Raw genomic sequence first — 23,651 nt, 5'->3', positions numbered from 1 at the left:
TCAACTATTTTCAGTATACCTTTTCATTGTGAAAGTGAAAAGGATTTCATACGGATTCATACTTTTCCTCGGGTAATACTTGCAATTTTTAATTGCAAAAGATACAATTTAGACATCAACACCTTGCGGGAATAATGAATAATGGGGGCGTCTCCATGGATATAGAAGTTCAAGATACTTACAAAGAAAAAGCAATAAAGCAACTTCATGCGGATGCTGATAAAATTGCAAAGTTAATCAAGGTACAGATGGATAATTTAACGATGCCGCAGTGTCCGTTATATGAAGAAGTGCTTGACACACAAATGTACGGCTTGTCCCGTGAGATTGATTTTGCTGTGAAGCTGGGTCTGGTTGAACAGGAAAAAGGCCGTGAAATCATTTCGATGCTAGAGAAAGAGTTAAATATCTTGCACGAACTGTATACAAAAAAATAAATGAAAGACTCAAACTTCTAAAACGGTTTGAGTTTTTTATTTAGGACGACGAGGTAGCCAGCAATGAAGACTTATATGAACCGAATTTTAAGAAATTTTGACTATTCCCTATTCGCAGTTTATTTGTTATTATGTCTATTTGGTTTAATAATGATTTACAGCTCAAGCATGGTGTGGTCAGTAAATCGATATAATGATGAACCGACGCGCTTTTACAGCAAGCAAATCAAAAGTCTTGCTCTCGCGGTTCCCGCCTTCCTGGCTGCATCAATTATTCCGTACCGGCATTACCGCAATAAAAAATTCCTCTACGTGACCGTCGGTGTGATGTTTGCACTGCTTATTACGGTTAAGATTGTCGGTTTTGGAGATGCAGTCGGTGCAAAAAGCTGGATTGCTTTAGGAAAGTTAGGTAATATTCAGCCAACGGAAGTAGCGAAGATTGCTTTCATCATCTATTTTTCAGGTGTATTTGCCAATAAGTTTTATGCGGGCACCCTGGATGAAATCAAAACCACTATATTTCCGACGTTTTCCATACTTACATTTTCTTTGATATTAGTAATGTTGGAGCCTGATTTTGGAGCAACGATGATCTTATTTTTACTCGCTGTCTCCGTAATTGCCGCAAGTGGTATGAAATGGAAGAATTATTTGAAAATCAGCTCTGTTTTTGCTGTACTAGGAGTGGGATTAGGCCTCCTTTTATGGATAAAGTGGGATGATGTCATGACAGGTTCGCGTGTCGGACGAATTCTTGCCTATACTGATCCTTTTGAATATATGCAGGGATCAGGACTACAAATAGTCAACGGCTACATTGCAATCGGTGCCGGCGGCTTGAAAGGGGTGGGGCTTGGAAATTCTATACAGAAACTTGGATATTTACCGGAACCTCATACAGACGTCATTATGGCAGTGATATCTGAGGAGATGGGGTTGATAGGGACAACTATTGTCCTTGGCGGTTTGTTTTTCATTGTCATGAAAGCGTTTATCGTTGCGCTGCGCACAAAAGATGCCCATGCACGTATGCTGGCTGCAGGAGTCGGGAGTTTGATAGGTATTCAGACTTTTGTAAACTTAGGCGGTTTAACAGGATTGATCCCATTGACAGGTGTTACGCTGCCATTCATCAGTTTCGGCGGTACGTCTGTTGTCTTCCTGTCTATTGCGCTGGGCATACTGATGAATGTATCGATGTTTGTTAAATACGAAAAAACGAAGTAGAGAGGAATGTGTTATAGGTGGAGAGAAGAGAAATTAAAAAGGTACTGGTCGCAAACCGGGGGGAAATTGCGATCCGTGTTTTCAGAGCATGTACAGAGTTGAATATTGCGACAGTCGGGATTTACTCGGCAGAAGACCGGGCTTCTTTGCACCGCTATAAGTCTGATCAGTCATTTTTAGTAGGCGAAGGAAAAAAACCGATTGATGCGTACCTGGATATTGAGGGGATTATCGAGATTGCTAAAAAAGCGAATGTCGATGCGATTCACCCTGGTTACGGATTCTTGGCAGAGAACTCTGCATTTGCATCGCGTCTGGAAGAGGAAGGAATCATTTTCATTGGCCCTACATCCAGACATTTAGAGATGTTCGGCGACAAAGTAAAAGCGCGTGAGCAGGCCATTGCTGCAGGTATCCCTGTGATTCCGGGAACTGACGGACCGGTAACTTCTGTTGAGGAAGTTCGGGAATTCGGTGCGCAGAATAAATACCCGATCATTATCAAAGCTTCATTGGGCGGAGGCGGCCGCGGGATGCGGATCGTAGAATCTGCAGAGGAAGTGGATGAAGCATATAACCGGGCGAAATCAGAAGCGAAATCTGCATTTGGTTCTGACGAAGTATATGTGGAAAAGTATATTAAACAGCCTAAACATATTGAAGTGCAGATACTAGGAGATACATATGGAGATATTGTCCATTTGTACGAGCGTGATTGTTCGATCCAGCGCCGTCATCAAAAAGTAGTTGAAATTGCACCTTCTATTTCGTTAACCGATGAGTTGAGAGAAGCTGTTTGTGAAGCCGCTGTCAAATTATCAAAGAATATAGGGTATATAAACGCTGGTACTGTCGAATTTTTAGTAGCTGACAATGAATTTTATTTCATCGAAGTGAATCCGCGCATTCAAGTGGAACATACGATTACTGAAATGATTACGGGAATTGATATTGTCCAGTCGCAAATATTCATCGCGCAGGGTGATAAGCTTCATTCGGAAGTAATCAATATACCGCAGCAGAAAGATATCCCGCTGTTTGGTTACGCAATTCAGTCACGTGTCACAACAGAAGATCCTTTAAATGATTTTATGCCGGATACGGGCAAGATGTCTGTCTATCGTTCAGGCGGAGGATTCGGTGTCCGTTTAGACACAGGAAATGCATATCAAGGTTCTGTCATCAGTCCGTATTATGATTCGCTGCTTGTAAAAGTATCGACATGGGGACCGACTTTCAGCAATGCTGCAGCTAAAATGCTCAGAAATTTGAAGGAATTCAGAATCCGCGGAATTAAAACAAATATTCCTTTCCTTGAAAATGTTGTATGCAACGAGGACTTCTTATCAGGTGATTACAATACAAGCTTTATTGATGAAACTCCTGAACTGTTCGAGTTTGCGAAAAGACAAGACCGCGGAACGAAGATGCTCTCTTATCTCGGAAACGTTACGATCAATGGATTCCCGGGAATCGATGATCCGACAAGACCTGTTTTACATCCAGTCCGTATTCCAGCAGTCGATCCGAAGACAGCGCTTCCAAAAGGAACAAAGCAAATTTTGGATGAACAGGGCGCGGATGGTCTCGTGGAATGGGTACGCAGGCAGGAAGATGTATTATTGACCGATACGACATTCCGCGATGCGCACCAGTCTTTATTGGCCACGCGAATGAGAACAAAAGAGCTGACGCAGATCGCAACGGAAAGCGCACACCTGCTTCCAGATCTATTTTCATTTGAAATGTGGGGAGGCGCCACATTTGACGTCGCTTATCGTTTCTTGAAAGAAAGTCCATGGGATCGACTGGAGAGATTGCGCGAGCAAATTCCGAATGTTTTGTTCCAGATGCTTTTCAGAGGGGCGAATGCAGTCGGCTATACGAACTATCCCGACAACGTCATCCGTGAGTTTATTAAAGAGTCTGCAGCTTCGGGAATCGATGTATTCCGAATCTTTGATAGTCTGAACTGGATTAAAGGCATGGAAGTGGCAATTGACGAAACCCGCGCATCAGGTAAGATCGCAGAAGCAGCCATCTGTTACACAGGCGATATTCTCGATGACAGCCGCGCGAAATATACAGTCAATTACTATAAAGAAATGGCGAAAGAATTAGAAGCGGTAGGCGCACATATTCTGGCTATTAAAGATATGGCGGGTCTCTTGAAACCAGAAGCGGCATATCGTTTAATTTCAGAATTAAAAGATTCCACTGAACTGCCGATTCACTTACATTCTCATGATACGAGCGGTAACGGAATTTTCATGTATGCAAGAGCGATCGAGGCGGGTGTGGATATTGTCGATACTGCCATCGGTTCAATGGCAGGCATGACCTCTCAGCCTTCTGCCAATTCACTTGCTTATGCAATGCAGGACAGCAAGCGGCAGGTTCGGGCAGAAACCGAATCTCTGGAGAAACTTTCACATTACTGGGAAGATGTCCGCAAGTACTATAAGCCTTTTGAAAGCGGCATGAACAGTCCGCATTCGGAAATTTATGTACATGAAATGCCGGGCGGCCAGTACTCCAATCTGCAGCAGCAGGCGAAAGCGGTCGGTCTGGGCGAGCGCTGGGAAGAAGTGAAGGAAATGTACACCCGTGTCAACTTCTTATTCGGAGATATCGTCAAAGTGACACCTTCTTCAAAAGTAGTAGGGGACATGGCTCTCTTCATGGTTCAAAACGAGTTGAATGAACACTCAGTCATTTCTCGCGGCCATTCAATCGACTTCCCGGAATCGGTTATCGAATTTTTCGAAGGATCGATTGGACAGCCGTACGGAGGATTCCCGAAAGAATTGCAAGAGGTTATTCTAAAGGGCCGTAAAGCCATTACCGTGCGTCCCGGAGAGTTGCTTGAGCCGGTTAATTTTGAAAAAGTGATGGAAGAATTAACAGCGAAGATGGAAAAACCGGCAACTATGCATGATGCCCTTGCACATGTTCTCTATCCGAAAGTTTTTGAAGAATATATTGAAACGAAGAAACAATTCGGTGATGTATCTGTCATCAGTACGCCTCAATTTTTATACGGTCTGCGTTTAGGCGAAGAAATTGAAGTTGAAATTGAAGTGGGTAAGACACTGATCGTGAAACTTGTATCCATTGGAGAACCTCAGCCAAACGGTACACGGGTGCTGTATTTTGAATTGAACGGCCAGTCGCGTGAAGTCGTCATTCAAGACATGCACATCGAGACGAAAGATGTGAAGAAGCAAAAGGCGGATCCGTCAAATGAATCCCACATCGCGGCGACCATGCCGGGAACTGTATTGCAGGTGGCGGTTTCATTGGGAGCTAAAGTAAAACGCGGAGAGCACTTGCTTATAACAGAAGCGATGAAAATGGAAACTACGATTCAGGCTCCGTTTGACGGGGTAGTAAAAGAGATTTACGTAGGGCCCGGGGATTCTATCTCGACCGGTGACCTGCTCATTGAAGTAGAACATTGATAAACAGCTCCTGCAGATCGTTTAACGCTGCAGGAGTTTTTGTGAGGCTGGTAATGAAATAAAAAAAGCTCAGCCTGTAAACAGCAGCTGAGCTCTTTTAACGAAGTCGGTTATTTTGAATGGCTGCGGGAAACGAGCAGCACTAAGTAGGTAAGTAAACCGAAAAGCAATGTAATGAACAATGAATGAAGCAGGGCAACATAGAGATTTAATCTAGTAAGTACGACAATCATGCCGGTTGTTGCCTGTGCCAGAACCAATAAAAAGGCACTGATCCAGCCCCAGTAGATCACACGCTGATCACTGTAGTGTCTGATTGCTTTGATCGCTATGAAGCCGATCCAAACCAGGATAAGAGCAGCAGCGAGGCGATGGCCCATCTGCACCCACTCGTACATGCTCTGCGGTAATTTGAATTCTCCATTGCGGCACATCGGCCAGTCGGAACAGGCAAGTCCTGAACTGGTATGACGCACGAGAGCTCCTGTATAGATTACGAAATATGAATAAATGGTTACTCCGATTGTATGAAACTTGAGAGAAGAACCTATCCTGATCTTATCTGCATCAAATTTCTGATCTACTTCAAAAATCAGCAGTGTCAGTAAAAAGACAGCCGAGAATGAAATGAGCGAAATGCCGAAGTGCAGAGCCAGGATGAAATCGCCTTGTCCCCACAATACTTGAGCTGCTCCAATCAGTGCCTGAAGAATTAAAAAGAACACAGCCATGAAAGCAAGAAACTTTGTTTCGCGTATATGGCCAAGGGCTTTCCAGGACCACACTGCCAGAACAACAATCAATATGCCTACGCTGCCTGTTACAAGACGGTGGGAGAATTCGATGAGAACCTCAGCGGTAATTTCATCAGGAATCAATTGGCCATTACAGCCGGGCCAGTGTCTTCCGCAGCCCATTCCGCTGTCTGTCTTTGTGACGAGCGCTCCTCCGAGCAAGATAGCGAGCATGCCGATGGTGGAAGCAACACCAAACCATTTTAAAAACCGATTATATCGCAAGTATGAGACACCTTCTTCTATGAATTGACCTAGTGGCCGGTCTATTGTTGTGTTGCCCAATTGCATAGAAAAAAACAGCATGCAGCTAAAGCCGCTGTCTGTATTTGCCATGCAGTTGAATTATTCGTTTCATGTTTTATAATATAGAAAATCACATTGAAACACAATGCCATGAGCTGATAAAGCTTCAGTGCGTAAGGCTTTTCACAAATTGTTCATAAAAAAGCCTCTTTAACTTCACAATTCTCTTGTAGAAATGCTTTACTATATAGTAGGTGAAGGACAAAGACGCTCAGGTTGCACGAAACTGCTATAAATTGCGAAATGGTGTAGAAATTACCGACGAATTTCGATATAGTAAGTGTTAGGGTCTTTGCTGAAAACTTTGAAAGGAGGGTTATTATGTCAAACGGTCGAACGCTTTCGACAGTTGCAGATCCCAAAGTGGAGTCGATTACCTTATGGAAAGACTTTTTGGCGCTTATCAAAATAGGTATCGTCAATTCGAATTTGATCACTACGTTCACCGGTCTTTTTTTGGCATTTCAATTCACTGGGAAAAGTTTTCTCCATAATTTCGATTTGTTGGTATTTGCAATCTTGGGTACCGGGTTGATCATTGCAGCTTCTGGAGCACTGAATAATTTGATTGACCGGGATATCGACCCGATTATGTCGAGAACAAAGTCGAGACCGACAGTAACAGGCAGATTTAAAACGCCTGCTGTGCTGACGCTGGCCATTACATTTCTGCTTGCCGGAGAGGTTTTGTTATTCTCTGCTTCCGCAATGGCCGGCTGGCTGGGGATCATTGGAGTACTGGCTTATGTTGTTCTATATTCCATGTGGTCAAAGCGCCGTCATGTCAGCAATACAGTAGTAGGAAGCTTGTCAGGTGCCGTTCCTCCTCTTATCGGATGGGCTGCGGTTGATCCGGCACTGCCGATGGGCGCATGGGCACTGTTCCTGATCATGTTCATATGGCAGCCTCCGCATTTTTATGCGCTGGCTATGCGCAGAACAGAGGAATATCGTTCAGCAAACATCCCGATGCTGCCGGTAGTAAAAGGTTTCGAACGCACGAAGAAGTCTATGCTCATATGGGTATTGTTGCTATTCCCGCTGCCTTTCCTGCTGCAAGAACTTGGTACAGGATTTGTAGTATTTGCAACTTTGTTGAATGTCGGGTGGCTTTATCTTGCACTTAAAGGATTTAAAGCTAAAGAAGATCTGAAATGGGCTACTTCAATGTTTATCTACTCGTTGAATTACATGACAATCTTATTTGTCTCCATGATTATTTTCTCTATATTCATCTAACGTTTCGGAATTCTTTCTTTAAAACAGGAATTCATCATAGAGAGGCTTCTAGTCCTCCATAGTAGAAAAACATTTTTTTAGAAAGAGAGGTATTAGTTAGCGATGATTAAAGGACTCAAAAAGTGGCGTCTCTTTTCATTATTGGCGGTTTTCGCAGTTTTCTTAGCAGGCTGTGGACAAGAGCAGCTTTCAACATTCCATCCGGCAGGGCAAGTCGCTAAAGATCAGTTTAACTTGCTGCTGTTATCATCAGGAATCATGTTACTAGTCATCATCGTAGTAGTAGCAATTTATTTAGTTGCACTAGTACGCTTCAGACGTTCCAAATTGGGTGAAGATTTTGTGCCTGAACAAGTGGAAGGAAGTCATACACTTGAGATGGTCTGGACATTCATTCCAATCGTTTTGATTCTGATCCTTGCTGTTCCTACGGTTTACTACACATATAAATTGGGTGATGTAAAAGCGATGGAAGCAGTTGACGAAGACGGAAACGCTGAAAACCTTGTAATTGATGTAACAGCAAAATTGTATTGGTGGGAATTCGAGTATCCTGATCTAGGAATTGTTACGGCTCAGGAACTGGTAGTACCTACAGATGAAAAAGTGTACTTCAACTTGATTGCTGCAGACGTTAAACACTCATTCTGGATTCCGGCAGTAGGCGGTAAGCTGGATACGAACGTGGAGAACGTCAATAAATTCTACTTAAGTTTCGAAAAAGAATCAGAAGGCTTGAAAGACGGTGTTTTCTACGGAAAATGTGCGGAGCTTTGCGGACCTTCCCATGCTTTGATGGACTTCAAAGTAAAAACTTTACCGAGAGATCAGTTTGATGACTGGGTGGCTGGAATGCAGAAAACGGCTGATGAACCAGTCGTTGCAAATGCTGACGGCGAAGCAGTATTCTCTCAAAGCTGTATCGGATGTCACGCAGTTTCAGGCGTAGGTGAGTCTGGAGCACAGGGACCCAACTTGGCTACATTCGGAGATCGCAACCGTGTTGCAGGTTTCTTGAAGCACGATGAAAAGGAACTGAAAGACTGGATTCGCGATACACAGAAACATAAACCGGGCAATCAAATGCCTTCATTCGGTAAAGACCAGATTTCTGACGAAGATTTAGATGCTTTATCAGAATACTTACTAGGCTTGAAAGTCGAAAAATAATTTTCAAACGGAAATTGAATAGGAGGTAACACAGTGAGTTCAGTTGCTCAAAAAACAGGCTTTGGCGCAACGCTCTGGGATTGGCTGACGACAGTCGACCATAAGAAGATTGGGATACTGTATCTCCTTGGGGGATTATTCTTCTTCGTTCTTGGCGGTATTGAAGCGATGATCATTCGTCTTCAATTGATGACGCCAAACAATGATCTCGTAAGCGCAGGGCTTTTTAACGACTTAATTACAATGCACGGAACAACCATGATATTCTTGGCAGCGATGCCGATTCTATTTGGTTTTATGAACGCCATCATGCCGCTTCAAATCGGAGCACGTGACGTAGCATTCCCATTCATTAACTCATTAGGTTTTTGGATGTTCGTCTTTGGTGGTTTATTCCTTAACATTTCATGGCTTTTTGGTGAAGTTCCAGATGCTGGATGGACATCTTACGCATCTCTGTCACTTCATTCACCGGGTCATGGTATTGACTTCTATGCAATTGGTTTGCAAATCGCCGGTGGTGGTACGTTAATGGCAGGGATTAACTTCCTCGTTACGATCATCAACATGCGTGCACCAGGGATGACTTACATGCGTATGCCATTGTTTACATGGACTACGTTCGTAGCGTCAGCGATGATTCTTTTCGCTTTCCCTCCATTGACTGTTGGATTGTTTTTCTTAACATTTGACCGTATGTTCAGCGGTAACTTCTTCGATCATACGATGGGCGGAAACACGATTATCTGGGAGCATATTTTCTGGATCTTCGGACACCCTGAAGTATATATCCTGATTTTGCCTGCTTTCGGTATTTTCTCAGAGATTTTCTCCGTATTCTCACGGAAGCGTCTCTTCGGTTACACAGCGATGGTATTCGCTACCGTATTAATCGGATTCTTAGGATTCATGGTATGGGCTCACCATATGTTCACAGTTGGTCTTGGACCGACTGCTAACGCGATTTTCGCGGTAGCAACAATGGCGATTGCAGTTCCTACCGGTGTTAAAATCTTTAACTGGCTCCTTACGATCTGGGGCGGAAGTATTAAAGTTACCACACCGATGCTTTATGCACTCGGTTTCATTCCATCATTCGTAATGGGTGGAGTTACCGGTGTTATGCAGGGTGCAGCACCACTTGACTATCAGCTTCACGATACGTACTTTATCGTAGCTCACTTCCACTATGTAATCATCGGTGGGGTAGTATTGGCTATTTTCGCGGCACTTCACTACTGGTGGCCGAAAATGTTCGGTACGATGCTGAATGAATTCCTTGGAAAAATTACGTTTGTATTCTTCTTTATCGGATTCCACATGACATTCCTGATCCAGCACTGGTTAGGTTTCTGGGGAATGCCGCGCCGTGTCTGGACGTATATGGACGGACAGGGATGGAATATGGCGAACATGATCAGTACAATCGGTGCACTTCTGATGGCGATCGGGTTTATCGTAATGGTTATTAATATCCTTATGACAACTATTAAAAATGAGCGCGTTGGAAATGACCCATGGGGAGACGGACGCACACTTGAGTGGGCGATCGGATCACCTCCAGTATTCTACAACTTTGCAGCAACACCATTAGTTCGCGGTCTCGATACACTTTGGATCGAAAAGATGGAAGGCAGCAAGGAAATGATTACACCTGCTGAGCCGATTACGGATATTCACATGCCGAACGGTTCCATTATTCCAATGTTGATGTCTCTGGGTCTGTTTATTGCAGGCTTCGGTGCGATGTTCCACCAGGAAACTTCTTGGGGACTTCCTGTACTGGTATTCGGACTTGCATTTACTTTTGTCAGCATGGCTGCACGTTCGTTGAGAGATGATCTTGGTTTCTATGTGACGAAAGAGCAAATCATGCAAGATTTAAAGAACAAAGGGGGGCGTAACTAATGGATTTGAACAAAAAATTCACCCCTGAAACATGGCCGGCTCATCCAGAAAAGGCTACCTTGGAAGCAAAGAATAAATTCGTTGGTTTCTGGCTTTTCTTAGGCGGAGAAACAATTCTCTTTGCTACGTTGTTTGCAACGTATATGGCATTGAAAAACAAAGGTCCAAGCGGCTTTGGTTTCACGACTCAAGAGCTCTATACGTTACCGTTAGTATTTGTCATGACGATGCTTCTTTTGACATCTTCATTGACTAGTGTATATGCTATGTATCACCTGAAAAGTTTCAATTTTAAAAAGATGCAATTATGGCTCGCCCTTACTGCATTTCTAGGCCTTGGATTCTTGATGTTAGAAGTCTATGAGTTCTCTCACTATGTAAAAGAAGGATTTACGTTCAGTAACAGTGCATTCAGTTCCTCTTTCTTCACACTGGTAGGTACACACGGCTTTCACGTGGCGATTGGTTTAGTTTGGGTTACTTTGTTGATCTTCCGTAACTCCAAGCGTGGACTGAACTTGTATAATGCAACGAAGTATTATACATTTTCATTGTACTGGCACTTCATTGACGTAGTTTGGGTATTCATCTTTACTGTAGTCTACTTGATGGGAGTGGTGGGTTAAGATGGCAGATATTCAAGTGATTAAACGATCTCCGGCTGAGCAGCTGCTTCAGCAGCGACGTGCAAAAGAATCTATGCGAAATCAAGTGGCGATGTTTGCTTTAATGATTTTCTTAACACTCGTTTCATTTTCGATGGTAGTCGCATACCTTTCTGACGTTGCGGGATTCTCTAAATTCTTCGTCATCCCGACGTTGTTCTTGTTTGCGGCAGTACAGGTTGGTCTTCAACTTTACTACTTCATGCATATGAATGAAAAAGGACATGGCGTTCCGCAAATGTTTATGTTTACAGGTGCTCTGTTAGGTTTCTTGATTCCTTTGACATTTGTAACAATCGTTTGGTGGTAATCAGTAAAAGGGGTTTATGGATGCATTCCATAAGCCTCTTTTTTTTTCGCTGTTAAAATTTGCGCAGACGAAATTGTCAAAGTTCGTACATTGAGTTATGGCATAGTTGCTCGTATAATGGATAAAGGATACATTTCTGTTCGCTTGTGCTGTTGTATATTTCATTATTCAGCAACAGACGGACTGGCATGGTGACAGCAGGCTGACTACAAAAGGAGAGTGACTGTTTTGCCTCTAAGTATTTTTGGTTTTCGGGCTTTGTGGAGTCCTTATTTCTTACTCGCTATCGTACTTGGTGTTGTATTATATTATCTGATTACTGTTAAGTGGAGAGATCGCTTTGAAGGATCTGAACCTGTAACTAAACAGCAAATTGCCTATTTCATTTCTTCCATGGTTCTTTTATATATCGTGAAAGGATCACCAATGGATTTAATCGGACATATTTTGTTTTCTGTTCATATGGCTCAAATGGCTATACTGTTATTAATGGTTGCCCCGCTCTTTATCATGGGGATCCCGAATTGGCTTTGGGAGAAGTTGTTGTCTGTAACGGCAATTAGAAAGGTATTTATGCTATTGACGAAACCGGTCATTAGTTTACTGCTCTTCACACTGATGTTCTCCATGTATCATTATCCGATGATTCTGGATCAGGTGAAGTTAAGTTTGCCGCTGCACACTGTGTTTACAGTGACACTTTTCATTTCGGCAATTTTCTTATGGTGGCCGGTAGTGAATACTGTAAAAGGACAGCCGCATCTTCATGGATTGAAAAAGATCGGATATGTCATCCTTAGCGCGCTTCTGATTACTCCTGCTTGTTCATTGATTATCTTCGTGGATGTTCCGGTATATGAGACGTACAGCAGCGGGGAAGCATGGTTAAAAGCAATGGCGCTGTGTGTACCGAGCAGCACGCTTGCCGGATTATCAAATCTTGGCATGTCAGGTCCTGAACTGTTTACGGACATGCCTACACTTTACGATCAGCAATTAGGCGGTATTTTAATGAAAGTTATTCAGGAGATTGTCTATGTTGTGGTGATTGGACGAATTTTCTTAAGTTGGTCTAAATATGAGAGAGAAAATGCAGATGAAATTACTCGCCAGGACTTGCTGAAACGTCAAAAATTAACTATGCACGGCTGAGTAAAAAAGAAGGAGTTTACAGCGATGGAACTTCCAATATTACCGACCATCAGTACATTTTTTATCGTCTTGTCTGCTGTTTTGGTAGCGGTCGGATGGTATTTGATTCTTCAAAAGAAGAAGGCGGCCCACCAAAAAACGATGGTGGCCGCAGCCATATCCGCAGTGTTGTTTTTCATTATTTACATTTCACGGACTGTATTTATTGGAAATACTGCATTTGGAGGTCCTGACCACTTAAAGATTTATTACACGGTGTTTTTAATTTTTCATATCGTACTTGCTACTACAGGAGCTGTTCTGGGAGTGATTACGATGGTCGCCGGATTTAAGAATAATTTGGCCCGTCACCGAAAAATGGGGCCTGTCACAAGCATCATCTGGTTTTTTACCGCAATTACAGGCGTTGCCGTCTTCTTATTGCTTTATGTGTTTTATAAAGGCGGAGAAACCACTTCTGTATTTAAAGCGATTTTAGGTTTTTAATTAATTAGAAAGGGTATATCTCCGGGAGGGAGATATACCCTTTTTTCATATTTTGAAATTCAGTTTAATAATGTCCGCTTCTCTTGCAGTGTTGAAGAGAATGACGAGCATCGGTCCAATAAAAAAGCCCAGCACGCCGAATAATTTTAATCCAATGAACATGGCGATCAATGTAGGCAAAGGCGACAAGCCTATTTGGGAGCCCATCACTTTCGGTTCAACTGTCCGTCTGATGATCAGCAGGATTACGGCCAGGATGGCAAGTTTAGTACCCATGGCTATATCTCCGGATACATATTGATAAATCGACCATGGCGCCAAGATGATGATGGATCCTAAAATTGGGATGATGTCGATGATCCAAATCACAAGAGACATGACCACTGCGTACTTTGGAATAATCAGCAGCAGACCGATAAATGAAACGGCCAGAATGATCAGACTTACTAATAATTGCGCTTTGACAAATCCCAGGATGACGTTATTTAATTTGTTCATCATATAATGTACTTTTTGTGCGGTCGTTTCTGTCAGATGACGATAAAGTGCGCGCTTCAGGTTCGGCAGCTCCAGCATGAACAAGAATAAAGCGATCATGAAGACAATGAAACTCACCAAGAAGTTCGGAATTTCCGAAATCAGTCCGAGAATCTTATCATAGCTCAGAAGTGTAATCAGTGAAACACGGAATGATTCAATAATTTCATTGAATTCTTTCTCGAGCATGGCAATAATGTCTTCCGGCATTCCTATCGTATACTGAAATATTTTACTCTGCGTATTGATCCAAACACTTGAAAGTGAATTCAGGTAGTTCGGAATTTCTTTGGTGAAATGAACGATTTTTCCAATGAGTGTATTCACCGTGTAAAAGAGAAGAAATACACTGACCCCAACAAAGACAATGAAGTTGACAATGACAGAAAGCTTGCGTTTCCATTTAAACCTTCGCTCGACCCATTTTACAAGCGGGTCTAAAAAAATCGCAGTCAGCAGAGCTAAAATAATCGGTATAGAAACAGGCAGGATAAAAAATACAATTAATAGTAAAACAACAATACTTAATGTGATCATCATATTTCGTTTGGTCAGTAATTTCAAGAGTCATCGTCCTCCACATACATTCTGAGTTTATTATAACCAAACAACAGACGTAATAATAGGAAAAAGCCGAAGAACATGATGCTCTTCGGCTTTTTTTATTTTGTTACACCGTATATTGCTTTAATTCGTCATAGACTGCTTTTGCTGTTAATTCACAATCTTTCACTAAGCTGGCCGGGAAATCCTCTTCTTCGCCGTATTCTACGCCGAAAGGATAGTAGTATTTACCAAGAACAGGCTGCTTTAAGCGAACTGTTGCTTTTCTGCCGTCGATATCGCCTTCTACTAATGTGCCGAAGATGCGCATATAATATGTACCTTCGCGAATGATAAATTTCTTGTCGAAAGTTACGCGCTCGTAATCCCATTGACCTTCAAGAACCAGGCCGTTCTTCAGCATAATTTCTTCCATGACCTTTAAGTCTGATACAAGGCCGTCAATGCCTATATTTTCAATATACATTTATAAATCCCCCTTCATGTTCGTCCAAACGAATACTTATACCATTATATCATAGAACAAATTAAAATCACTTGCAATGACAACATTGTGTCAACGCTTCCTTCTGTAATGATAAAGAATGACGGGGGCAAATCTATTCTGTACAATAAAGGAAAAGAACCTCTGTACAAAGTGTGGAAGCCGTATGATAGGTATGGTAAAGACAGAGACAGCAACAAGAAAGGAAAGGGAGATTTCATGTGGAGAGCAGGCTGGAAGATACTTCTGATGCTGGTAGTGGTCATGGGAGTGTTTTATTTTATGAATGACAGAGTGAGTGTCAATGAACCGCTTGAATCGCCTGTGCAGCATGGCTCTCCTGTTGCCGTGCCTGAAAAAGGAGAAACCATGGACGTGCAGGGCAGGCCGAGACCGGAAGAAGGAATATCACTTTACGTCGGTCAAAAAGCGGAAAAGCTGATAAACGACTTTGGAGAGCCTTCGAGAGTCGAACCGTCAAGCTTTCAATACGAATGGTGGATTTATAAAGGGGAACCGAGCTTTATGGCGGGTGTGCTGAAAGATAAGGTCATTCAGCTTTATACAGCAGACATATCAGCAGATACAGCACCGTTTACAATCGGTCAGAATGTTCAGGATATTCATCGCTTTACGCCGATCGAGTCAGAAATCGATGTACACATAAAAGATAATACGTATACTTTTTCCTTAAATAGTGAAGACATTAAAAATAGAATCTTAATACCTTATCAGGACTTATACGTTCAATTATATATTGACCAGGTAGATGAGCAGCTGGAAGGAATTCGTTTTATCAGTCCGAGTACGCTGGTAAAACATCAGCCCTACGATATGACTTATTTAGGAGAGATGATTGAAGCGCCAAAGCCTTCCTCTACTGTGCAGACAGAAGTGGACAGCGCGATGGAACGGCAGATAGTGGAACTGACGAATCAGCTTCGTGATGAACATGGCGTGAGGACTTTAATTGAAGATTCAAAACTGGCTACGCTGTCGTGGGAGCATAGCCAAGAAATGACTTTTCAAAAATACAGTTCACGTGAGGATGAACCGACGGAAAACTTTGCAGAACGCCTGAAAGCGGCAGAGGTTCTTTCGATCAAGTCAGGCGAGAATACGGCATTGAATTATATAGATGCAATTGAAACAGTTCACGGCTGGCTGAACTCGCCTAAGCACCGGGACATCTTGCTGAATCCTGTTTTTACTCATACAGGGGTTGGTGTTTACAATAAATACTACACACAGTCCTTTATTGCGCAGACAAAAAGGGATGATTTGGATAATTAAGGGAGAATCCACGTGCCTTCCTCTTCAGACGCGATGCCTCGGATATGAAGAGGTGTCGCGGTTTTTTTTGCGTATAGCGCCGCTTTTTTCTGGATAATCGGATGCTGACAGTCTAATAAAGGAAGAAACTCTGTAAATGACAATTGATCATAACGGATGTACTGTGAGTTCGTATGAGGATCTGCGGACATGACAGCCGGGACGTCTTTATAAAACTCCACATGGCTTGCCTGCAAAGCTGCGGCGAGTGCGATAGCTGTCAGATCGCTGCCGCCCCTTCCAAGTGTCATGAACTGTCCCTGCTCGTTCATACCCTGGAAGCCGGGGACGATGAGGCATGAGTGTGTTTGCAGCGTATTAAGTATATGAGAGGTATTGATTTTTTCGATCATTGCATTGCAAAATTCCCCATGCGTCCGGATTCCTGTATTTTGTCCGTAGATGATCGTGTTGTCGATTCCTTCTTTTGATAACTCGGCTGACATCACCGCTGATGAAATTAACTCTCCGCAGGCAGCCGCCAAGTCCTTTGCCTCGCCTGAATGATGGAGCGCATCTGTGACATTCAGCAGAGTATCTGTTGAGTATGCATCCCCGCCGCGTCCCATTGCGGACACAACGACAACTACTGAATTATATCTCGATAATCCATCTTTAATGTGCTGAATGCACTTTGCACGCTGTTGCTGATTCTGCATGGCGACCCCGCCGAATTTCTGGATAATCATAGAATCCCAACTTTCTTCGTGACATTCTTCTTGCAAGCTTCATAAGATAAAGTGAAATTATGTTTCGTTTCATTATATTCTGTTGAAGTTAAAATGTTCGGGAAAGGGCGTGACACCTTGCTTTTATCTGAATTGATAAAAGAGTGGCCGTGTACATTGCTGCAAGGGTCAATCCGGCAGACAGTCGGAGGAATTACGGAAAATTCGAAGCGGGTACAGAAGGATTTCGTGTTTGTCGCCAGAAAAGGCGCGTTGTGCGATGGACTGGAATTTATCGAAGAAGCAATTGTGAAAGGCGCGACTACTATAGTTTTGGATCGAGTGAACGCGGATCTGCACATACCTGCGGGCGTCACCGTAGTAGTTGTTCCCGACAGCTCTTTGTTTATTTCGTTCGCAAGCGCGAAATTAGCAGGCAATCCGGCATCTGAATTAACAGTGATCGCAGTAACCGGAACTAATGGCAAAACGACAGTCAGTCATTTTATCGGACAGCTGCTGGCGGCCCAAGGAGTGAAAGCGGCGGTGATCGGGACGACAGGAATCTATATAGACGGCATACTGAACGGGACACCCGACGATTCGCTGACGACGATGCCGGCAGAGCAGCTGCATCCTCTATTGCGCACTTGTATTGAGCAGCAAGTCACACATGTCATCCTCGAAGCCTCCTCAATCGGTCTCTCTTCTAACCGCCTGGCTCACTGCTCCATAACAATCGGTATTCTTTTGAATATAGGCATTGATCACTACGCCGAACATGGCGGTAAACAGGCATATATCGATGCGAAGAAACGCCTGGTTTCATTGGCGGAACGATTAGTGGTCAATGAAAGTGACCCGGTATGTGCGGAGATGAGCAGGGAAGCGGCAGGAACCGTGCTGTATTTCAATGAAACACATATAAACAGTACGCTTACGACAATCAATGGATTTAAAGTGAATGTTCCGGGCCTGCATAACGAGATGAATGCGAGAGCTGCGGTTTGTGCGATGCAGGCAGCAGACTTTTCATATGAAGATGCGGTCTTGAACCTTGCTGTGCTGAAGCTGCCGGAAGGGCGTTTGGAAAAGTACAGTCAGAGAGGGGTGGACGTGTTTGTAGACTATGCGCATACACCGGATGCTTTACGGGCTGTGCTTGAAACCTTATCCGAAGATGGAGCCCGCCGGGTAGTAACGGTATTTGGCTGCGGCGGAGACCGGGATCATGAGAAAAGGCCGCAGATGGGAGCAGTGGCAGCGCAGCATAGTGCACATGTCATCTTGACATCAGATAACCCGCGTTCGGAAGAGCCTTCGTCAATTATTACAGATATCCTGGCCGGGACTACCGGTTTTACCGTACCGGTCGATGTGCTGCTCGACCGGAAGCTTGCAATCCGGTATGCGATCCGGCAGGCCGGACAGGGAGATATCGTGTTGATTGCCGGGAAAGGACATGAAAAAACACAGCAGATCGGTTCGCGAATTGAATCTTTCTGTGATATGAATGAGGTGCAATCGGCATTCGCAGAGGAAGACAAAGTGAATTTAGAATCTTAAAGGATAGTCGAATGGATCGATTTTTGGTATGATGGATGGGATAGGAGGTGCGGCAATCTATGATGATGACGGATGAATGGATGAATGTCATCGATATGGCGGAAGAACTTTCCGATATGCTGCTGCGTTCTGAGGTTGTTAAAACCTATCAAGACGCATACAACCGTGTGTATTCTGATCCTGATCTGCGGAAAGAGATCATTAATTTTAATAGAGTGAAGGAACAATATGAAGAGGTTCAGCGCTTTGGACGATATCATCCCGATTATAAGTCGGTTATGAAGGATATTCGTTTGCAGAAGAGAGCCTTGGATTTACGCGATGAGGTGGCGGCGCTGCGTCTGGCGGAGAATGATGTGCAGTCGCTGCTGGATGAAATCGGCATTATGATCGGCAGTTCGGTATCTGCGGCGGTGAAGGTGCCTGCGGGTGACGGAGCATTCACCAACAGTTCGTGCGGCGGTGGATGCGGCTCAGGCGGCAGCTGTTCGTGCTCGGCCTGAGCGATTTGAGCATTTGTTCATAAGAAAAACCCTGCGAAGTTTGCAGGGTTTTTCTTATGAGAGTTATTAAGTAGAAAAGAGACCGTTTCTGCGTTTCTTGCGGATAAGCAGTGTGACGACTTGATGTTCTGCCGCATGCCAATCAAGTGAAAGAGCGGGGAAGTGGAGAGAGATCGTTTCCCTGCGTTCCAGGCGGACGCGTGTCTTGCGGGCCCGCGGTGAGCCAAGCGAACAGCGAAGGGTTCGCTTGGCCGTATTTTTGCGCTTTTTGCAGAAATTAAGGCAATACAAGGTTCCTTCTGCACACTATTTTCGTTCGCTCCCGCAAGTTGTCTCATCCTATCGGGCTGATCCTCCCCGAGTCGCCTAAAACCAGTGCTCCTAACGCTGCGCTTTTACTCGCAAAAGCTGTTCTTCGTGACGGCTTTCACTACGGTACACTGGCTTGTTTTTCAGGACTTTTTTGTGTGAGCAGGCAGTATGAGCATACTATTTGAGATTATTATAATAAGTATGGTGTTCATGCAATACTTAGCATTCAAAAAGGGCCCAGATACTTGTGATAAACGCGCTAGCAAAGTCGAGTAACGAAAACCATACCAACTAAATGCAAACTTTGCAAAAAAGTAGTATATCATACATTCTTCACACGAGCGAAGGCGCAACTGCGGGGTTAGCCGTTGCTGTGAGACAACTGGCGTGGTCTTTGCCAGCTGGCTCATAGCGTAAGGCAATCCCCCAGCGCCGCAGCGGTTTTAAACTGCAAAATCACATTTCGTTCAAAACCACTCGCAAAGTCGAGCAACGAAAACATACCAAGTAAACTTGCACTCTGCAAAATAGCAGTATGACATATTTTCTTTAAGCCAGCGTAAGGCAATCCCCCAGCGCCGAAGCGGTTTTAAACTTCAAACACACATTTCGTTCAAACACCTGCAAAGTCGAGCAACGAAACAGAAACAGCTCCATGTTGGAAATCTTTAATTCTCGTTGAAATATGCTAAAACATCTTTAGGCTTCTTCGTAATAAAACCGCTGAATTCTAACTTTGACAGCTTCTGTAGGTCAGTCGTGTCGGACATCTCGTAAAATACGTTGATGTTTAATTGCTGCAGAAATTGGACGAATCCGTCTGATGCAAGAGGGAACACTCCGATTTTTTCAGGAAGGCAGAATAAATCAGCATTTGGTCTGTACAAGTGGCCAAACTTGCTTGTGTATGCGACATACGCTTTCTTGATCTCTTCGCTGCCGGCACCGAGCGCGACAGAATTTTGTGCATATAAATTAAAGCGGTCGATCTGTTCATCGTAAGTGCTCGTGACAACAACTCGTTCAGCCGCGTCCATTTCCTTGAGCAGCCGCCACAGCTTCGAAGGGATCAAGCTGCCTTCGTACGTGTCGGGGGAATCTCCCATAGAAATGACGATCAGCAGCTGAGGGAACGTTTTTAATAGATCACGCAGTGGTAAAATTAAGGTCGGATCCTCTTTGGCCGCTGTCTTCGTTTGATCAGAAGAAGATGGATAGTCATTTTTTAATTCCGCCAGCGTATAGTCTGCAATAGCTCCGGTCGGCAACATGTCTGGAGCTATGATAATTTCTTCATCTTTGGTCAGCCGGATATCTACGACAAAACCGTGTACGCCCAAATCGGCTGTCTTAGTATATGCTGTGAGCGAATGGACGGAAGGGTCTTCGGCAATATCCATTTCGGCTAATACTGCAATTTCAGAAAATTGAAGCGCTTTCTTTTCTGCGCGCGGCTCCGGTTTCACAACCACTTTCGAAGCAGCCCAGGCAGCAACACTTGCAGCTCCAACAGTTAAAGCAACTTTGGTTTTCCTCCCCACTCTAAAACCTCCTCAGTAGTCAGTCGGACTTCACTATTTTTCACACTCAGTTTGCACCGAATGGACTTCTATATCTAACATAGTGTAACCTATTCTGCGGATCCAGTGCAATAATAGAATGAAGAGAACATCCAAACCTCCGATATGTAAGGTTGCGGGACTTTTCTCACCTATGGTATTGTATGAAGTAAGAAAGAGGGGGAGAAATATGATTGATCGGCAAGGAATAATTGTCTATCTCCATCATTTAAAACAAGCAAAATCACTGCGCAAGTTTGGGCATGTCCATTATATTTCCAAGAAAATGAAATATGTCGTGCTGTATTGCGACCGGGATGAAGTGGAAGGCACGGTCAGCAAGCTCGAACGCTTATCTGCAGTCAAAAAAGTTTTGACTTCCCAGCGTCCATTTGTCAGCACCGTATATGAAAATGCCAAGCCGGATAAAGCAAAAGAATATGATTACAAAACGGGTCTGTAATCGAACTTATTCTTAACGCAGCGGCGGCAGCAAATGATTTAAACGCAGAACACCGGTGATATATTGATAAAATAAATCTTTTTCCGCAAACTCAGATGAATGTTTTACTTCAACACGCACCGGCTTGCTGTTTATAGATTCAGCTTTTTCTGTGAATAAACTGACGCGTTTGGAAGGTTTATCCGCGGATTGTTTAATACCTTCTCGGCAGACATAGATGGGCATGAACTGGCTGTCACTGAATGCAGGTTCAAATGAAACCGCAAACGACAGATGTTCCGCTGAACCTTTTTTTGAAGAAAAGATATAGGACTTGTACAATCTATTGGAATTTGTCGACATTAATTCAAGCAGTTCATAAATGTCGCCATATCCTTCACCGAGTTCAATAAAGCGCTGTTGAATCATAAATTAGCTCTTCCTTTCAGCAATCAAAAGGCGGATTGCTTATATAATTATTGTCTTGAAAATGGATCTTATCCATCATACCATGTGATGAGGTGTTGTACTTTGAAAACTATCTTGAGGATTTTGTTTCTGCTGGCTGCAGTGAACGGTGGCCTTCTTTATCTGCATTACAGCCAGTCAGCCACTGCGAACGGCGACAAAGATCAACCTGATACGTACCGCCAGGAAATTGAAGTCATTAACCGGGCAGACGGTTTATATGTCAAGCATCATTTTTATGACCTGGCTACGGGTAGATATGAAATTATCTGGCCAGAAGGAAGTGTGGAGCACGACTGTCTGACGAAAGAATCTGCTTCCTGCTCACGCTTTAATGAATCCGGCATCGCTTTCGATGAAGGGGAACAAGATCAGCAGTCGATCACGTATAAAATTCCTAAAACCGAAAAGCTGGCAGGCCGCAAGTTATTTAAAAGACCTTTTGTTCTGCTGCAGGACGCCAAGCCTCTGACAACCGTCTTCCATATGACCGATGAGCAGAATATAGGAGGCATGTGGGTGAACGGTCTCGAGCGTGTCGGTATCGCTGATAAAGAGCGCATCACGTACCGGCTGTACCGCGGTGTCGGGTTCGTCAATGAGCTTTATTGGCAGCCGCAGGAAATACCGATGGCCTACTCTTCCAATAAATTAACATTATACGGTGAAGGTATAGATAAAAAGCAAATTGACAAGATGGAAAAGATGCTGGAGGAAATCGGCGGAGATCATGTCAGTGTTCTCTTATCATCCGGCAACCGTTCGTTATATGCGCAGCGGTTTGTTACGGAAAAGCCGGAGAACATGGACCGGGTGCAGAAGCAAGTCGCGAGAATGAGTGTGCAGTCCCGGTTTATCATCCCGGCGGACGAGCCGTCAATGAACAGTATGCTTGCATCGATTCTCGGAGATCAGGCAGTTGGTACAAAAGCTGAACAAAATGCTTTCATCCGTTTTAAAGAAGCGCTGACGGAAGAACAGTATGATGCTTTCCGCAAGAAAGTGCGCAGTCAGATGGGACAGCCTCTGGCAGCTGAGCAATTGGATGCCGATCTGAAAGATGTGATGAAGTTTGATTCGCAGTATTTCCGAAAGACCATGCACGAACAGGAGTACAGCTATCCATTCTTATTATTAGACTCCCGCAAGCTGCTGCTGGACGGAGGAGAGCTGAAAGAAGCGAAAGTCGTCGTGAAAGACGGAAAGAGCTATTATCCTGCCAATGAGTTGCTAACAGGAATGGGATATAAAATTACTTCGAATGAACAGTCGATTTATATTGAAAGTCCTAAGCGCAATTACCGTTTTTCGAAGATTGAGCCTTTCTACGTCATGAATGAGCGGAAATATGATTACAAAGAAAAACCGTATTTGACGATCAATAATAAATTGTATTTTGATGAAGTGTGGCTCAGAAGGATCTTTCTGGTATTAATTGAGAAATCCGATGACGCCGTTGATGTACAGCAAATTGAAAGTCTGATGAAGGAGATGGAAAAAGAGTGAGAGTCATTTCCGGTTCGAGAAAAGGCACGCCGTTAAAATCACTTCCGGGCACGTCAACGCGCCCGACATCTGACAAAGTAAAAGAGTCGGTATTTAATAAGATCGGACCGTATTATGATGGAGGGATTGTCGTCGAGCTTTTCGGCGGCAGCGGCTCCATTGCCATTGAAGCACTGTCACGGGGGATGGAGCAGGCGTATGTCTTTGAGAAAAACCCGAAAGCCTGTGCTATCATCAAGGCGAATTCGGAAAAATGCCGGATGGAAAACCAATTACATATTGAAAGAAAAGATGCACGTCAGGCTGCCGCCGTTCTGCAGAAAAATCATGTGACGGTAGATTTATTATTTGTAGATCCGCCTTATGCTTCAGTAGATTATTATGAACTGGTAAATGAAATGGCTGAATTGAATATATTGGCGGAAGACGCAACAGTTGTCTGCGAACATGAGAAAGCCACTGAACTGCCCGGGCAGTATGGTGATTTCAGCAAAGTCAGCTCGACTGTCTACGGCAGCACAGCCATTACTATATATGAGAAAAGAGGATAAT

Annotated in this window: 22 protein-coding genes; 16 read left to right on the top strand and 6 right to left on the bottom strand. The window is 43.8% G+C overall.

Going from position 1 to position 23,651, the window contains the following annotated elements; all coding sequences use genetic code 11:
- Nucleotides 1-155 precede the first annotated feature (155 nt).
- The 3 genes from NCCP2331_RS02315 to pyc all read left to right on the top strand — a co-directional run bounded on the left by NCCP2331_RS02315 (nt 156) and on the right by pyc (nt 5,128).
- On the top strand, nt 156-437 hold the full coding sequence (locus tag NCCP2331_RS02315) for an Fpa/YlaN family protein (RefSeq protein ID WP_251668177.1): 282 nt from the start codon (nt 156-158) through the stop codon (nt 435-437).
- A 63-nt stretch (nt 438-500) separates the two neighbouring features.
- Nucleotides 501-1,667: an FtsW/RodA/SpoVE family cell cycle protein gene (locus tag NCCP2331_RS02310; protein WP_251668176.1), complete on the top strand. Its 1,167-nt coding sequence runs from the start codon at nt 501-503 to the stop codon at nt 1,665-1,667.
- A 17-nt stretch (nt 1,668-1,684) separates the two neighbouring features.
- Nucleotides 1,685-5,128 (top strand): pyruvate carboxylase, encoded by a 3,444-nt coding sequence (gene pyc / locus NCCP2331_RS02305; RefSeq protein ID WP_251668175.1) that lies wholly within the window; start codon nt 1,685-1,687, stop codon nt 5,126-5,128.
- A 110-nt stretch (nt 5,129-5,238) separates the two neighbouring features.
- Here the strand turns inward: pyc and NCCP2331_RS02300 are convergent, their stop codons facing one another.
- Nucleotides 5,239-6,147 (bottom strand): COX15/CtaA family protein, encoded by a 909-nt coding sequence (locus NCCP2331_RS02300; protein ID WP_153720545.1) that lies wholly within the window; start codon nt 6,145-6,147, stop codon nt 5,239-5,241.
- 402 nt (nt 6,148-6,549) lie between these two features.
- Between NCCP2331_RS02300 and cyoE the strand changes: the two genes are divergently transcribed.
- The 7 genes from cyoE to NCCP2331_RS02265 all read left to right on the top strand — a co-directional run bounded on the left by cyoE (nt 6,550) and on the right by NCCP2331_RS02265 (nt 13,158).
- Complete coding sequence (cyoE, locus tag NCCP2331_RS02295; protein ID WP_251668174.1) at nt 6,550-7,467, top strand: heme o synthase; 918 nt, start codon at nt 6,550-6,552, stop codon at nt 7,465-7,467.
- 102 nt (nt 7,468-7,569) lie between these two features.
- Nucleotides 7,570-8,637 carry a cytochrome c oxidase subunit II gene (gene coxB, locus NCCP2331_RS02290; RefSeq protein WP_153720543.1) on the top strand — a complete coding sequence of 356 codons (1,068 nt, stop codon included), beginning with the start codon at nt 7,570-7,572 and terminating at the stop codon, nt 8,635-8,637.
- A 33-nt stretch (nt 8,638-8,670) separates the two neighbouring features.
- Nucleotides 8,671-10,545, top strand: coding sequence for a cytochrome c oxidase subunit I (locus NCCP2331_RS02285; RefSeq protein ID WP_153720542.1), 1,875 nt, complete (start codon nt 8,671-8,673; stop codon nt 10,543-10,545).
- On the top strand, nt 10,545-11,171 hold the full coding sequence (locus tag NCCP2331_RS02280) for a cytochrome c oxidase subunit 3 (protein WP_251668173.1): 627 nt from the start codon (nt 10,545-10,547) through the stop codon (nt 11,169-11,171). The genes NCCP2331_RS02285 and NCCP2331_RS02280 overlap by 1 nt, the downstream gene beginning before the upstream one ends.
- 1 nt (nt 11,172) lies before the next feature.
- Nucleotides 11,173-11,520, top strand: coding sequence for a cytochrome C oxidase subunit IV family protein (locus NCCP2331_RS02275; protein ID WP_251668171.1), 348 nt, complete (start codon nt 11,173-11,175; stop codon nt 11,518-11,520).
- 228 nt (nt 11,521-11,748) lie between these two features.
- Complete coding sequence (ctaG, locus tag NCCP2331_RS02270) at nt 11,749-12,672, top strand: cytochrome c oxidase assembly factor CtaG (RefSeq protein WP_251668169.1); 924 nt, start codon at nt 11,749-11,751, stop codon at nt 12,670-12,672.
- Nucleotides 12,673-12,696: 24 nt separating this feature from the next.
- Entirely contained in the window at nt 12,697-13,158 is a 462-nt protein-coding gene (locus tag NCCP2331_RS02265; RefSeq protein WP_251668167.1) for a DUF420 domain-containing protein, read from the top strand.
- 45 nt (nt 13,159-13,203) lie between these two features.
- On the opposite strand, the gene ytvI is transcribed toward NCCP2331_RS02265, so the two are convergent.
- Nucleotides 13,204-14,259 (bottom strand): sporulation integral membrane protein YtvI, encoded by a 1,056-nt coding sequence (gene ytvI, locus NCCP2331_RS02260; protein WP_251668165.1) that lies wholly within the window; start codon nt 14,257-14,259, stop codon nt 13,204-13,206.
- A gap of 106 nt (nt 14,260-14,365) precedes the next feature.
- On the bottom strand, nt 14,366-14,725 hold the full coding sequence (locus NCCP2331_RS02255; RefSeq protein WP_153720535.1) for a YugN family protein: 360 nt from the start codon (nt 14,723-14,725) through the stop codon (nt 14,366-14,368).
- Between the two features lie 300 nt (nt 14,726-15,025).
- On the opposite strand from NCCP2331_RS02255, the gene NCCP2331_RS02250 reads away from it, so the two are divergent.
- Nucleotides 15,026-16,036, top strand: a complete 1,011-nt coding sequence (locus NCCP2331_RS02250) for a CAP domain-containing protein (RefSeq protein ID WP_251668163.1) — start codon at nt 15,026-15,028, stop codon at nt 16,034-16,036.
- Here the strand turns inward: NCCP2331_RS02250 and NCCP2331_RS02245 are convergent.
- On the bottom strand, nt 16,033-16,764 hold the full coding sequence (locus NCCP2331_RS02245) for an amino acid kinase family protein (RefSeq protein WP_251668161.1): 732 nt from the start codon (nt 16,762-16,764) through the stop codon (nt 16,033-16,035). The two genes, NCCP2331_RS02250 and NCCP2331_RS02245, sit on opposite strands and share 4 nt — an antisense overlap.
- A gap of 117 nt (nt 16,765-16,881) precedes the next feature.
- Between NCCP2331_RS02245 and NCCP2331_RS02240 the strand changes: the two genes are divergently transcribed.
- Together NCCP2331_RS02240 and NCCP2331_RS02235 are read left to right on the top strand one after the other, a co-directional pair.
- A complete protein-coding gene (locus tag NCCP2331_RS02240) occupies nt 16,882-18,309 on the top strand; it encodes a UDP-N-acetylmuramoyl-L-alanyl-D-glutamate--2,6-diaminopimelate ligase (protein ID WP_251668159.1) in 1,428 nt (475 codons plus the stop codon).
- A gap of 59 nt (nt 18,310-18,368) precedes the next feature.
- Nucleotides 18,369-18,812, top strand: coding sequence for a YlbF/YmcA family competence regulator (locus NCCP2331_RS02235; protein ID WP_153720531.1), 444 nt, complete (start codon nt 18,369-18,371; stop codon nt 18,810-18,812).
- Between the two features lie 980 nt (nt 18,813-19,792).
- Here the strand turns inward: NCCP2331_RS02235 and NCCP2331_RS02230 are convergent.
- A complete protein-coding gene (locus NCCP2331_RS02230) occupies nt 19,793-20,665 on the bottom strand; it encodes a PI-PLC domain-containing protein (protein WP_153720530.1) in 873 nt (290 codons plus the stop codon).
- Between the two features lie 208 nt (nt 20,666-20,873).
- Between NCCP2331_RS02230 and NCCP2331_RS02225 the strand changes: the two genes are divergently transcribed.
- Nucleotides 20,874-21,146 (top strand): YlbG family protein, encoded by a 273-nt coding sequence (locus NCCP2331_RS02225; protein WP_153720529.1) that lies wholly within the window; start codon nt 20,874-20,876, stop codon nt 21,144-21,146.
- Nucleotides 21,147-21,158: 12 nt separating this feature from the next.
- Here NCCP2331_RS02225 and NCCP2331_RS02220 read toward each other — a convergent pair whose 3' ends face one another.
- Nucleotides 21,159-21,554 (bottom strand): DUF7147 family protein, encoded by a 396-nt coding sequence (locus NCCP2331_RS02220; RefSeq protein ID WP_309296352.1) that lies wholly within the window; start codon nt 21,552-21,554, stop codon nt 21,159-21,161.
- Between the two features lie 102 nt (nt 21,555-21,656).
- Here NCCP2331_RS02220 and NCCP2331_RS02215 point away from each other — a divergent pair, with 102 nt between their 5' ends.
- Nucleotides 21,657-23,099 carry a hypothetical protein gene (locus NCCP2331_RS02215; RefSeq protein ID WP_251668157.1) on the top strand — a complete coding sequence of 481 codons (1,443 nt, stop codon included), beginning with the start codon at nt 21,657-21,659 and terminating at the stop codon, nt 23,097-23,099.
- A complete protein-coding gene (gene rsmD, locus NCCP2331_RS02210) occupies nt 23,096-23,650 on the top strand; it encodes a 16S rRNA (guanine(966)-N(2))-methyltransferase RsmD (protein WP_153720527.1) in 555 nt (184 codons plus the stop codon). Before NCCP2331_RS02215 ends, rsmD begins: the two co-directional genes overlap by 4 nt.
- Nucleotide 23,651 lies beyond the last annotated feature (1 nt).

It is taken from the genome of Sporosarcina sp. NCCP-2331 (assembly GCF_023707945.1).
In the GTDB taxonomy this organism is placed as follows: domain Bacteria; phylum Bacillota; class Bacilli; order Bacillales_A; family Planococcaceae; genus Sporosarcina; species Sporosarcina cascadiensis.
This window is presented reverse-complemented; position numbering and strand designations above follow the sequence as displayed.

Excerpts from the sequence above, each read along its gene's own strand:
- NCCP2331_RS02220 (WP_309296352.1), bottom strand. The coding sequence starts at position 21,554 with ATGATTCAACAGCGCTTTATTGAACTCGGTGAAGGATATGGCGACATT.
- NCCP2331_RS02275 (WP_251668171.1), top strand. The coding sequence starts at position 11,173 with ATGGCAGATATTCAAGTGATTAAACGATCTCCGGCTGAGCAGCTGCTT.
- NCCP2331_RS02315 (WP_251668177.1), top strand. The coding sequence starts at position 156 with ATGGATATAGAAGTTCAAGATACTTACAAAGAAAAAGCAATAAAGCAA.
- NCCP2331_RS02245 (WP_251668161.1), bottom strand. The coding sequence starts at position 16,764 with ATGATTATCCAGAAATTCGGCGGGGTCGCCATGCAGAATCAGCAACAG.
- NCCP2331_RS02225 (WP_153720529.1), top strand. The coding sequence starts at position 20,874 with ATGATTGATCGGCAAGGAATAATTGTCTATCTCCATCATTTAAAACAA.
- NCCP2331_RS02310 (WP_251668176.1), top strand. The coding sequence starts at position 501 with ATGAAGACTTATATGAACCGAATTTTAAGAAATTTTGACTATTCCCTA.
- NCCP2331_RS02280 (WP_251668173.1), top strand. The coding sequence starts at position 10,545 with ATGGATTTGAACAAAAAATTCACCCCTGAAACATGGCCGGCTCATCCA.
- cyoE (WP_251668174.1), top strand. The coding sequence starts at position 6,550 with ATGTCAAACGGTCGAACGCTTTCGACAGTTGCAGATCCCAAAGTGGAG.
- NCCP2331_RS02255 (WP_153720535.1), bottom strand. The coding sequence starts at position 14,725 with ATGTATATTGAAAATATAGGCATTGACGGCCTTGTATCAGACTTAAAG.
- NCCP2331_RS02265 (WP_251668167.1), top strand. The coding sequence starts at position 12,697 with ATGGAACTTCCAATATTACCGACCATCAGTACATTTTTTATCGTCTTG.
- NCCP2331_RS02235 (WP_153720531.1), top strand. The coding sequence starts at position 18,369 with ATGATGATGACGGATGAATGGATGAATGTCATCGATATGGCGGAAGAA.
- NCCP2331_RS02250 (WP_251668163.1), top strand. The coding sequence starts at position 15,026 with ATGAATGACAGAGTGAGTGTCAATGAACCGCTTGAATCGCCTGTGCAG.
- coxB (WP_153720543.1), top strand. The coding sequence starts at position 7,570 with ATGATTAAAGGACTCAAAAAGTGGCGTCTCTTTTCATTATTGGCGGTT.